This window comes from Paraburkholderia sp. Cpub6 (assembly GCF_014201065.1).
Lineage (GTDB): Bacteria > Pseudomonadota > Gammaproteobacteria > Burkholderiales > Burkholderiaceae > Paraburkholderia > Paraburkholderia tuberum.
The window spans coordinates 715,126-726,429 of the sequence record NZ_JACHDM010000001.1 but is presented as its reverse complement, the minus strand read 5'-3'; the positions used below and the strand labels follow the sequence as shown (position 1 = coordinate 726,429).

Genomic DNA, 11,304 nt, shown 5'->3' with positions numbered 1-11,304 from the left:
TCGCAGCAAGCATTCTTTCCATCGCCTCCGCAATCGTCACTGCGCAACCCGTGTACGCTGAAGATATGACGCGGGATAGTGGCTCGCCGGTCGGCGACAACCAGAACTCCCAAACCGCCGGTCCTGACGGTCCGGTACTGCTGCAGGACTCGCATCTGATCGAGAAGTTGCAGCGCTTCGACCGGGAGCGCATCCCGGAGCGCGTCGTTCATGCGCGCGGCACGGGTATTTTTGGCGAGTTCGCGCCGACCGCCGATATCAGCGCATTGACCACCGCCAAAGTGTTCACGCCTGGCACGAAGACCCCGGTCTTCGTGCGCTTCTCGACCGTGATGGGCTATCGCGGATCGCCTGAGCAGGCGCGCGACCCGCGAGGCTTTGCCGTGAAGTTCTATACGCAGCAAGGCAACTGGGACGTCGTCGGCATCAACTGGCCGATCTTCTTCATCCGGGACGCCATCAAGTTCCCGGACTTCGTGCACGCAAACAAGCCGTCCGCCGTGACGGGCGTGCAGGATCCGAATCTGGCCTTCGACTTCTTCGCTCATACGCCGGAAGCGACCAGCATGCTGACGCACCTTTACACCGACGAGGGAATGCCTGACTCATACCGTCACATGGATGGCTTCGGCGTGCATGCGTTCAAGTTCGTCAATGCCAAAGGCGAAGTTCACTACGTGAAGTTTCACTGGAAGAGCCGTCAGGGCATCGAGGGCATCCGCCCGCAGGATATTCCTCATTCGATCGGCGCCGACTGGAATCTGATGACCGACGACCTGTACAACTCGGTCAAGGCCCATTCATATCCGCAATGGGATCTGTACATCCAGATCCTGTCGCCGAAGGATCTGAACAAGTTCGACTTCGATCCGCTTGACGACACGAAGGTGTGGCCGTCGTCGATCCCTGAGCAGAAGGTCGGGACGATGACGCTCAACCGGGTTCCGGATAACTACTTCCAGTCGACTGAAGAATCGGCATTCGCGCCGTCCCGCCTCGTGCCGGGCATCGAGCCCTCCGAGGACCGGATGCTGCAGGGTCGTCTGTTCGCGTACGCCGACACGCAGATGTATCGCCTGGGACCGAACTACAACGATTTGCCGATCAACCGTCCTGTTGTGCCTGTGTACAACAATAATCAGGATGGCTCGATGAATTCCGGCGATCGCAAGGCTGAGGTGAACTACGAGCCATCCAGCATCGCGGAGATCTCGCAGCAGGCCAGGTACAAGTCCGTGCAGACGTCGCTCAGCGGAACGACGCAGCAAATGGCGATCCACAAGACGCTCGACTTCCGTCAGGCTGGCGAGTTCTACCGGACGCTGTCTGAAGCCAACAAGGCGGATCTGGTCACGGCATTGTCGGGCGATCTGGGCCGTGTAACAAACGACACGAATAAGTACACGATGCTGTCGTACTTTTACAAGGCTGATTCCGATTACGGTACTCGCCTCGCACGCGCCACGCACGCGGATCTCTCACGTGTGCAGGATATGGCGTCGCACCTCGGCGATAACTGAAGCCAGTAGGCAACGCAGACGGAGCCTGCGCAAGCAGGCCCCGTCTGCCTGAATACGATTTCCGACGGAGAACGTCATGCGAGGTTTCTCTACTGCACGGCGAGTGGTTCGAAACGCAGCCGTGGCAGCGATAGCCGCACTTCTGAGCGCGAGTTGTGCGGAGCACGTTTATCGACCAGCAATGTATTCCGGCACGGTTGACACGCGAGCATACACCGATGACTGGTTCGCGGCGGCGCGCGAAGGGCGAACCGATATCGTTCAATTGCTGATCGACGTGCACTATCCAATCGAAACCGCAACGTCTCAGGGATATACGGCGCTCATTCTTAGCGCCTATGACAACCACCCGGACACGCTAAGGGCGCTTCTTGACGCACACGCCAACGCATGCGCCGCCGACAAGCACGGCAATACCGCGTTGATGGGTGCACTGTTCAAGGGCGAAACGAACATTGCGCAAATATTGCTCGGGACGCGCTGCCCTATCGATCAAACCAACAACGCAGGGGAAACGGCGCTATCGTTTGCTGCGCTGTTCGGCCGGCTCGATATGCTCTCGGTGCTGGTGGCGCACGGAGCGAACGTCAATCATGTCGACGCACGCGGCGGCACCGCGCTGCAAATGGCCATCTCGCAACACAATACCGCCGCAGCCGATGCGCTGCGCCAGGTCGGCGCTACGCAGTAAGGCGCTACGCAGCTCTGCGTTCACGCGAAAGTATTGATGATGCTTCCAACCATGCCGTTTGCACTGACAGGCGGCGCGCTCGCAGCTTCCGCTTCGACGAGAGCCAGGGCGCCGCTTTGCGGCGTATGCGCGGCAACGCCCTGCGAGGACTGCTGCATCACTTGCATAGCCACGCTTGCGGCGGTTTGCGTAACGTTCATGATCTTTCCTTTATTGAAGACGCAGACGTTAGCATGTCTTCCGATTTTGCGCAGATCTCACCAATTGAATTCGCTGCCGCTGGTAAGCGCGAAAAATCGCGCTGCGGGTCTGGATGACACGAATGTCATGTTGCCGACTGATTTGCGACATGCAGGAGCCGGTATGTTGATACGTCGCTCAGAGGCCTATGTGCAGCTCTGTTGTTTCGTTTGCGCTTGCGACCCAAATCTCAAAAGGTGGCTCTTTTGAAAATTGTGTGGGTAATGCGGCTCACGAGGCATGTGGGTTGAAGCTGGAGAAATCGAGTTTGCCAGCGATGAGAAAGAGCACGGTGCGCATGGTAGCCCCCGGCGTCATAGTAGTTGTCGCCTCTGAATTTCTTTATTAAGAAGAGTCAGAGGTGCAAGTTGAAGGCAAAACAAACTTATTCTGTCGAGTTCAAGGAGCAGGCGCTCTCGAAGGTCCTGCAGCGGGGCAACCGAACGGTTGGAGCCGTAGCCGACGAATTGAACGTGAACGTTTTGACATTGAGGAAATGGATGAGAGGTGCAGCCGCCGCGAACCGGAGCTCGAGCTCCGGACATGCAAAGCGTCCGGAAGACTGGTCGCTGGAAGAACGGCTGATGGCCTTGCAGGAGAGCCACGGATTGGTCGACGAAGCGTTGAACGGCTGGTGTCGTGAGCGCGGCCTTTTTGCGCACCATCTCGCGCAGTGGCGAGCGGATTTCTGCACCGTCGGTGTAACCGGTAGCCGGCGCGAGAACGCCCAGGAAGTGCGGGATCTGAAGCAGGCCAATGTCCAGTTGCAGCGCGAGTTGAACCGCAAGGAGAAGGCGCTGGCTGAAGCTGCGGCGCTACTGGTGCTGCAAAAAAAGTACCGCGCGCTGTTCGAGGGCGAGGCCGAATGACGGCCCCTGAAGAGCGCAAGGCATTGATCGGCCTGATCAGCGAGGCGACCCTGGCCGGGGCTCGCCAGGCACACGCGTGCAACATTCTGGGGCTCAGTGCCCGGACAGTTCAGCGCTGGCAATGCGGCGAACCTGACGTGGTGGACGGGCGCACGTTACGGCATCATGAGCCGCGCCACAAGCTTTCTGCCGACGAACGCGCCGAGCTGCTGGCGGTCGCGAACTCGCCCGAATTCGGTCATCTGCCGCCAAGCCAGATCGTGCCACGACTGGCAGACCAGCAACGCTATATCGCCTCCGAATCGACGTTCTACCGGGTACTGAAGGCCGAGAAGCAACTCGCCCACCGGCGCAGCGAACGGCCGTCGCACACACGCAGCAAACCCCGTTCGGTTTGCGCCGACGCGCCGAACCAGTTGTATAGCTGGGACATCACGTACCTGCCGACGACGATCCGTGGACAGTATTTTTATCTGTATCTGTTTCTGGATGTGTTCAGCCGGAAGATTGTCGGCTGGCAGGTTTATGCCGAGGAAAGCAGCGTGCTGGCCAGCGAAGTCCTCAGGGACCTCTGCGCGCGCGCAGCGATACAGCCCGGCCAGGTGATTCTGCATTCCGATAACGGCGGCCCGATGAAAGGTGCGACGATGCTCGCCACCCTTCAGGCGCTGGGTGTCATGCCGTCGTTGAGTCGCCCGGGTGTGAGCAACGACAACCCTTACTCCGAGTCGCTGTTCAAGACCCTGAAGTACCGGCCTGCTTACCCGCTCAAGGCGTTCGATACCCTGTTGGCCGCGCGCACCTGGGTGGGCGCACTGGTGCGCTGGTACAACCATGAACATCGTCACAGCGCCATCCGGTTCGTGACGCCGGCGCAGCGTCATGCCAACCTTGATCAGGACATTCTGGATCGACGCGCGGCGCTCTACGACACTGCCCGGCAACGCAATCCGCTCCGATGGAAGGGCCAAACGCGCAACTGGCAGCGCGTAAGTGCTGTGCATCTGAACCCGGATCGAACCGACAACCTGGCAGGCATTCCGCAGCGCGATAACCAGGAGCGAAAGGCCGCCTGAAATCTAAACGTTGAGGCGACAACTACCTTGAAAATTTCCGGTAGTGAAGCGCGTGTAGCCGCGAGCCTTGCGTTTGGCAGCTTGAAACAAGCCGTTGATGGCCTCGATGAAGCCGTTGGTCTGGCGGGTCTGAGTCCAGGCGACGATGCCGTCGAAGTGCCGGCGAATCAGACGCGCGACGTCCTTCATCGGCTCGACTTTCGAGCGCATGACATTGGTGCACCACTGCCGCAACATCTCGGAGACGACATGGATTTGCTTGCGCTCGAGAATCTCGCGCAGTTGCTCGCGATACAGCCATGCGCGGGCGGTGCGCTTGGTGGCGTACTGCCTGACCAGCGCCTCGAGGTCGGTCAATTGCGATAGATTCAGTTTGTTGGCGTCCTTGAGCAGCGTCCAGCGCATCCCTTTGAGTTCCGGGTCGGCTTTCTGTTGTTGGCGGCGCACCGTATCAAGCGCCTTGGACGCGTGGGCGACGACGTGAAACTTGTCGAACGTCACTCGCGCGTTGGGCAGATGTTCGCCCACGCCCTTGATAAACGCGGGCGACATGTCGATGCTCACCGAGGTGACTTGCTCGGGCGTGCCGTAGTGCTGGCTAAGGCACGCCGCAAAGCCCTCAATCGTCTTCGCGTCCCGGCCGGGCGTGACGAACACGACGCGCCGCGCCCGCATATCGGCGACCAGTGTCAGATACTCGTGGCCGCGCCGGTACGAGGTCTCGTCAATGGCGACCGTGCTCACGTCCGAGAGGTTCGCAGACGCGAGCGCGAGTTCCACATAGCGCGAACAGATGGCGTGCACCCGGTGCCACGACAGATTGACGATGCGCGCCACAGCGGCAAACGGCATCTGCTGCGCCAGCATCAGCACCAGCGCTTCGAACAGCAACGTGAAGCCGTCAAGTTGGCCGACCCAATCCGGCTCGACCAGCCGTACCGCGCCATCCGGCAAGCGCACTCGCGGTACCCGGACCTCCAGATAGCACTCGTGCTGGAAGAAATTCAGGTGGCGCAGTCGCTTGATTTGCGTGTCATGCACTGGGTGCTCACCGGCGACCCCGGGGTAGGCGAAGCGGCTGCCAGCGACAAAGTCCACGGCAATCGTGAGCTGCCGTTTGGCCGTGTCGAAGTCGACGCCTTGCACGTACCACGGGGCCTTGATTCCCAAGGCGGCTTCAAAGAGTTGATTCGTCATGTTCGCTTCGTCTCGCATGGCTGGTTGCCGCATTCTGCCGCAACCAGCCATGCACCAGCTTGCCGGTTCAGGGCGCCTCAAGGGTTCGCTGCGCCGGGCTCACGCCCGCCCTTGACCCGCCAAACCGCCCACTCGAAATTCAAAAGAGGCCAAAAGGTCAAGAGCGAGTTTGGCAGAACCATTTTTCGAAGAGCGTAAGCAAGAAGGAATACAACGAGGTTGTCTTCAATGACGGAAATCACTGCCGTAGTCAGCATCCGGATTGCAGATATCACGCGTCTGACCCACATATTCGGCGAGGGATCGACTCAACAGGCTCTCACTCAGTTCGGCGAGGAAGCAACGGCTTTGCTAAAGCGGTTGCTGGCTCAGCATCAGGTAATTGACCGATATCGTTCTGATGTCGACGGACATTGCTCTGCATGTTTCCGTGTGCTGTCGGGAGGCTTGCCGCGTGATGCCAGCGAAGCGGCGCAGGCCATAGAAAAGGCAGGGCGTCATCTGATTCGCGAGCGGCTACTCGCTATTTTTGGCGGCGGGACAGGCGCCCGGATCAACTGCGATCTGTCGGTGTTCGTTTTGCCCTCCGAAGCAGTCTCAGGAGATGCCAAAACAGGTTGGTTTCAATGGACGGAAGATCGATCCAGGTCCCAACCGAAGCATCAACATAAAGACCGGGACAACTCATCGACCAGAGTGAGAGCAATTCTGCGCGAACGATCCGTACAGACCGTGTTGCAGCCGATAGTGCGCATTAAAGACGGTGCAGTGACCGGTTTTGAAGCCCTTTCCAGAGGTCCGCAACGGACGCCATTTGAACGCCCGGACGTGCTGTTCGACGCGGCCCATGCGGCCGGCTGTGCCGTGGAGATGGAATTATTGTGTGCCGAATTGGCTCTCGATCGCACCAAAGGGAAGCTGCCGCCCGGCAAGTTTTTGACCATCAATCTGGGCCCGGATGCCTTGGCCCTTGCTGCGGAAAAACTGCCGTTGGCAGACCGGCAGGAAGTCATGTTCGAACTCACCGAGCACTTGCCGCTCAACGAAGCCGAGGGTTTGCGAGACGCGGTCGAACGCCTGCGTACCATCGGCATTGGCTTGGCCCTGGACGACACGGGCTGCGGGTTCGCAGACCTCGATACCGTCCGCCTGTTGAAGCCAGAAATCGTCAAACTGTGCATTACAGTGATCCGCAATGCCGATAAGGGTGCGCCCTTCGCAGCCGCTATTCGCGCGTCGGCTGAACAGTTCTGTAAGCTCGGCTGCAAGGTGCTTGCTGAAGGTGTCGAAACGGCAGCCCAGCACGACGCATTGCAGAACTGCGGCATCGAACTTGCGCAAGGGTGGCTTTACGGCAAGCCGGCGGCCGTTGCGTCATTGCCAGGCGGCAGATGACCCAACGGCGGGTTCGCAAAACGATTTCGAAAGAACTGGCGCGCACCGAAGCGCACTGAACACCGCCGCCCGCGCACAGCGTTCCGTTGACGCGACAGCTCTATCGTTTAACGCTGATTTCATTCTCACGGTAGGCAGCCGCTCGAACTCCGTTGCATTTTGCCGCTACGTCCGTTTCAACAGCGACGTATCCACCGGTAACGCACGAATCCGCTGGCCGGTCGCGTTGAAGATCGCGTTGCAGATGGCCGCTGAAGTCGGCGGCACGCCCGGCTCGCCAACGCCGCCAGGCGGCGCATCGCTCGGCACGATATACACGTGTGTCTCGGGAACGGAATCGATACGGGCGACCTGGTAGTCCGTGAAGTTCGATTGCTCCGACGCACCGTTCCGGAAAGTGAGTTCACTGTATAACGTGTTGCCGAGCGCCATCACCACCGCGCCCTCGAACTGCGCAACAACCCGATCGGGATTGACGATGCGCCCGCAGTCGACGGCCAGATCGACGCGTGTCACACGCACCGAACCGTCGTCGGCTACCTGCAGATGCGCGACCGCGGCCACATAGCTCAGGAAGCTGCGATGTACCGCAATCCCGCGTCCATGCCGCGCCGGCAATGCGGTCGACCATCCGGAGCGCACGGCGGCTGCGCGAACCACGGCCGCATAGCGGGCGGTGTCGATCGGATACTTGTCGATCGACGCGCCGTAGTTCGGGTAATCGACCCCTAGTGCATGCAGATCGACATGCCGCGGCGTGCCGAGCAGCGTGAGCAGGTGCTGCACCGGATCCTGCCGCGCGGCCGCGGCAAGCTCATCGACGAACGACCCTAACGCGAAGCCGTGGGGAATGTTGTACACCGATCGATACCAGCCGATGCGCGTGTGTGCGAAGGCGGCGCCGTTCTCACACCGCACGTTGGCGATGTCGTAGGCCATATCGGTCACGCCCTGCCCCAATTCCCCCGCCGCCCCATAGCGGACATCGGCCTTGAACGTCGAACTGATGGACGGAAACACCGTGCGGTGCAACCACGCGACCGTCTTGCCTTGCGCATCGAGCCCGCCTTCCATGTGCTGGGCGCACACCGCATGGAAATAGTCGTTGTGCACATCGTCTTCGCGAGTCCACGTGAGCTTCACGGGCGCGCCGACCTCGCGTGACAGGAACGCCGCCTCGGCCACGTAGTCAGGCTTGGACTTGCGGCCAAAGCCGCCGCCCAATAACGTGACATTGATCGTCACGGCCGGCTCCTGCACGCCGAGCACCTGTGCCACGGTCGTGCGAGCCTGCTGCGGATTCTGCGTCGCGGTCCAGACTTCAACCGCACCGTTCGCATAGGACGCGGTCGCGGCGAGCGGCTCCATCGCCGCATGCGCCAGGTGCGGCACGTAGTAGTCCGCCGAGACATGGTGGGCGGCGCTCTTTAGCGCAGCCGCAGTGTCGCCGTTGTTGCGAACGATTTTGCCCGGCTGCCGCGCGGTGTCCTCGAGCGCCTTGCGATAAGCCTGACTGTCATACGATGCATTCGGCCCAAGGTCCCAGTCGAGCCTCAATTTCCGCCGCCCTTGCATCGCGGCCCAAGTGCTGGTTGCCACCACCGCGATGCCGCCCAGCGGCTGGAAACCGGCGGGCAACGGCGCAGCGGGAATGCGCACCACATGCAGCACGCCGGGCACTTTCATCGTTTCCGTCGAATCGACGCTCTTGAGCGTCGCGCCATAGACCGCCGAACGTTCGATCGACGCGTACGTCATTCGGGGCAATACGACATCGATACCGTACGTCGCCCGGCCGTGGACGATGTCGTCGAGATCGACGATCGGCAGCGACTTGCCGATATAGCGCCAGGTACCCTCGTCTTTCAGATGCAGCGTGTCACGGCCCGGCACCGGCTGACGCGCCGCCGCCGTTGCGAGCGCGCCGTAGGCCACGCGCCGCCCGCTCGCCGCATGCACGACATGACCCGGCTCGGTGTGGCAGGTCGCCGGCGCCACGCGCCATTGCACGGCGGCCGCCGCCACGAGCATCTGCCGGGCCGTGCCACCTGCTTCGCGCAATGGCTGGAAGAACTGGCGGATGCTGCGCGAGCCATCGGTATTCTGGTCGCCATACTTCGCATCGCCTTGCGCCTGCACGACCTTGACGGCGTTCCAGTCGGCATCGAGCTCGTCGGCAAGAATCATCGCGAGACTGGTGCGGATACCGGTCCCCATCTCCGAACGATGCGCGACCAGAATGATCTCGCCGGACGGCGCGACCGAGACGTACACGTTCGGTGCGAAAGCCGCTTTAGCGCCATTCGCGGATGACAGCACGCTCGCCGCGAGCGCGGTGCCCGCGCCGCCGATCTGCAAGCCCAGCACAACCCCACCCGCCAAGGTCCCTTTCAACACCCCGCGCCGGCTCAGATTGACGATTTCGCCCATCACGCCTCCGACGCTGCCGCCTTGATGGCGGCCTTGATGCGTTGATAGGTGCCACAGCGGCAAACATTGCCGGACATCGCTTCGACGATCTGCTCGTCACTCGGCTTCGGCGTCTGCTTGAGCAACGACGCGGCCTGCATGATCTGTCCAGGCTGGCAGTAACCGCACTGCGGCACATTGGCGGCTTTCCACGCGCGCTGCACGGGATGATCGCCGCCTTTGCCGAGTCCCTCGATGGTCGTTACGGGCTTGCCCTGAACATCCGCCAGTGCAGTCACACACGAACGCACAGCGACACCGTCCAGATGGACCGTGCATGCGCCGCACGCACCGACCCCGCAACCGAACTTGGTCCCGTGCAGCCCGAGCAGATCACGGACTGCCCACAGCAGCGGCATATTCGCATCCGCATCGACGTTGTGATGCACGCCGTTCACAATGAGTTCCATCATCTGATTCCTCGTAGTCGACGCGAACGGCACGAAGTCGTCATGCGCCGTATCGCTTTACCTGCACAAGCCTATCAGGCTCTCGCCTGATAGGCGTTGCACCATCCCGCGCCGCTCACCTGCTTCGCACCGAACAGCGCGCAAAGCGCGCTCGTGTCGGCTGGCTTGCCCTGATAGAACTGGCAATTCGAGCAGCGCTGGGTGGCGCTGAAGCGCGGATATTTCGCGTGATCGACACGCGATGCGTCGCTCCGGTAGCCAAGCGCCTGCGCGGCCGGATCGCTTTCCTGAAGCTGCGTGGGCGCGGCCCACGCCGTGCCGCCGGTCATTGCCAGCGCCGCGGCGCCAACGGTATGCACAATGAAATTTCGTCGATTGGTTCGCATGTTCAATACACTCCTTTCACGACACCAGAACACGTTGCGGCGGTGCCATAAACTCCGGACCTACCGGATCCTTTACGAATTGCGAGACGATCGCGTCGATTTGCGCGAAGGCCTTGTCGTCGAGTCGCCAGCCGAACGCGGCTTCGAGTCCGTCCAGTTGCGACGGGCGGCGCGCACCCCACAGCGCGATCGTCGGGCCGCGGTCCAGCACCCAGCGCACGGCAAGCGCAAGCACCGACTTGTCGAAGTTATCGCGCGCGAAGACGTTCAGTGCTTTCACAGCGTCGACGTACTGCTGACGACGCGGCGCACGGAACTTCGGGTCATGTTGACGCAGATCGTCGCCCTCGAAACGCGTGTCGGCGCCGATGCGCCCTGCCAGCAATCCGCGGCACAGTGCGCCATAGGCGAGTGCAACCAGCCCATGCTGTTTCACATAAGGCAGCACGTCGCGGTCGATGTCGCGTTCAAACAGGTTATAAGGCGGCTGGGTGGTGGACAGCGGCGCCACGCGGCGGAACGCGTCCATTTGCGCCGCAGAGAAATTGCTGACGCCGAGCGCGCGAACCTTGCCTTCCTTGCGCAGGTCGTCCAGCACCGCGGCCGTCTCTTCGATTGGCACGAGCGGATCGGGCCAGTGAACCTGGTACAGATCGATGTAATCTGTCCGCAAGCGCCGAAGTGTATCCTCTACTTCATGACGAATACGCTCCGGCGAAGCATTGCGAAATACCTTGCCGTCCTGCCATTCGAGAGCGACTTTAGTCGCGATGACTGCCTTATGGCGATATCCATCGGCCAGCGCTTTGCCGACGATTTCCTCCGACGCGCCGAAGCCGTACGCCGGCGCCGTGTCGATAAGGTTCACGCCGCTGTCGAGCGCCCGGCGGATCACCGCAATCGAGTCCTTCTCATCAGTGCCGCCCCACATCCATCCGCCGATCGCCCACGTGCCCAGGCCGATACGCGATACAGGCGTCGATAAACCCTCAACTTCAATTGTTTCAATAGTCATGCGATGCTCTCTGGTTAAAGCGCCGCATCCATGTCG

9 protein-coding genes and 1 pseudogene are annotated in these 11,304 nt (G+C 61.1%); 4 read left to right on the top strand and 6 right to left on the bottom strand.

Annotated features, from left to right (window positions below):
* Nucleotides 1-65: 65 nt before the first annotated feature.
* Together HDG33_RS03180 and HDG33_RS03175 are read left to right on the top strand one after the other, a co-directional pair.
* Nucleotides 66-1,520, top strand: coding sequence for a catalase (locus tag HDG33_RS03180; protein ID WP_184022535.1), 1,455 nt, complete (start codon nt 66-68; stop codon nt 1,518-1,520).
* 76 nt (nt 1,521-1,596) lie between these two features.
* Complete coding sequence (locus tag HDG33_RS03175; protein WP_221311256.1) at nt 1,597-2,211, top strand: ankyrin repeat domain-containing protein; 615 nt, start codon at nt 1,597-1,599, stop codon at nt 2,209-2,211.
* Nucleotides 2,212-2,231: 20 nt separating this feature from the next.
* On the opposite strand, the gene HDG33_RS03170 is transcribed toward HDG33_RS03175, so the two are convergent.
* On the bottom strand, nt 2,232-2,411 hold the full coding sequence (locus HDG33_RS03170) for a hypothetical protein (RefSeq protein WP_027196133.1): 180 nt from the start codon (nt 2,409-2,411) through the stop codon (nt 2,232-2,234).
* A gap of 408 nt (nt 2,412-2,819) precedes the next feature.
* On the opposite strand from HDG33_RS03170, the gene HDG33_RS03165 reads away from it, so the two are divergent.
* A protein-coding gene (locus HDG33_RS03165; RefSeq protein ID WP_184022532.1) for an IS3 family transposase occupies nt 2,820-4,396 on the top strand; the annotation gives its coding sequence in 2 pieces (ribosomal slippage) (nt 2,820-3,288 and nt 3,288-4,396; 1,578 coding nt in all).
* A gap of 39 nt (nt 4,397-4,435) precedes the next feature.
* Here the strand turns inward: HDG33_RS03165 and HDG33_RS03160 are convergent.
* Nucleotides 4,436-5,593 (bottom strand): annotated as a pseudogene (locus HDG33_RS03160) (ISL3 family transposase); the annotation flags it as partial.
* 228 nt (nt 5,594-5,821) lie between these two features.
* Here HDG33_RS03160 and HDG33_RS03155 point away from each other — a divergent pair.
* Nucleotides 5,822-6,988 (top strand): EAL domain-containing protein, encoded by a 1,167-nt coding sequence (locus HDG33_RS03155; RefSeq protein WP_184022528.1) that lies wholly within the window; start codon nt 5,822-5,824, stop codon nt 6,986-6,988.
* A 165-nt stretch (nt 6,989-7,153) separates the two neighbouring features.
* Here the strand turns inward: HDG33_RS03155 and HDG33_RS03150 are convergent, their stop codons facing one another.
* From HDG33_RS03150 to HDG33_RS03135, 4 genes are all read right to left on the bottom strand, one after another.
* Entirely contained in the window at nt 7,154-9,418 is a 2,265-nt protein-coding gene (locus HDG33_RS03150; protein WP_184022526.1) for a xanthine dehydrogenase family protein molybdopterin-binding subunit, read from the bottom strand.
* Nucleotides 9,418-9,870 (bottom strand): (2Fe-2S)-binding protein, encoded by a 453-nt coding sequence (locus HDG33_RS03145; protein WP_026226223.1) that lies wholly within the window; start codon nt 9,868-9,870, stop codon nt 9,418-9,420. Before HDG33_RS03145 ends, HDG33_RS03150 begins: the two co-directional genes overlap by 1 nt.
* Before the next feature lie 71 nt (nt 9,871-9,941).
* Nucleotides 9,942-10,253, bottom strand: a complete 312-nt coding sequence (locus HDG33_RS03140) for a high-potential iron-sulfur protein (RefSeq protein WP_184022524.1) — start codon at nt 10,251-10,253, stop codon at nt 9,942-9,944.
* Nucleotides 10,254-10,269: 16 nt separating this feature from the next.
* Nucleotides 10,270-11,268: an aldo/keto reductase gene (locus HDG33_RS03135; protein WP_184022522.1), complete on the bottom strand. Its 999-nt coding sequence runs from the start codon at nt 11,266-11,268 to the stop codon at nt 10,270-10,272.
* Nucleotides 11,269-11,304 lie beyond the last annotated feature (36 nt).

Bases quoted from the DNA above. Each gene is read 5' to 3' on its own strand.
- HDG33_RS03155 (WP_184022528.1), top strand. From the start codon at position 5,822: ATGACGGAAATCACTGCCGTAGTCAGCATCCGGATTGCAGATATCACG.
- HDG33_RS03145 (WP_026226223.1), bottom strand. From the start codon at position 9,870: ATGATGGAACTCATTGTGAACGGCGTGCATCACAACGTCGATGCGGAT.
- HDG33_RS03180 (WP_184022535.1), top strand. From the start codon at position 66: ATGACGCGGGATAGTGGCTCGCCGGTCGGCGACAACCAGAACTCCCAA.
- HDG33_RS03170 (WP_027196133.1), bottom strand. From the start codon at position 2,411: ATGAACGTTACGCAAACCGCCGCAAGCGTGGCTATGCAAGTGATGCAG.
- HDG33_RS03175 (WP_221311256.1), top strand. From the start codon at position 1,597: ATGCGAGGTTTCTCTACTGCACGGCGAGTGGTTCGAAACGCAGCCGTG.
- HDG33_RS03150 (WP_184022526.1), bottom strand. From the start codon at position 9,418: ATGGGCGAAATCGTCAATCTGAGCCGGCGCGGGGTGTTGAAAGGGACC.
- HDG33_RS03135 (WP_184022522.1), bottom strand. From the start codon at position 11,268: ATGACTATTGAAACAATTGAAGTTGAGGGTTTATCGACGCCTGTATCG.
- HDG33_RS03140 (WP_184022524.1), bottom strand. From the start codon at position 10,253: ATGCGAACCAATCGACGAAATTTCATTGTGCATACCGTTGGCGCCGCG.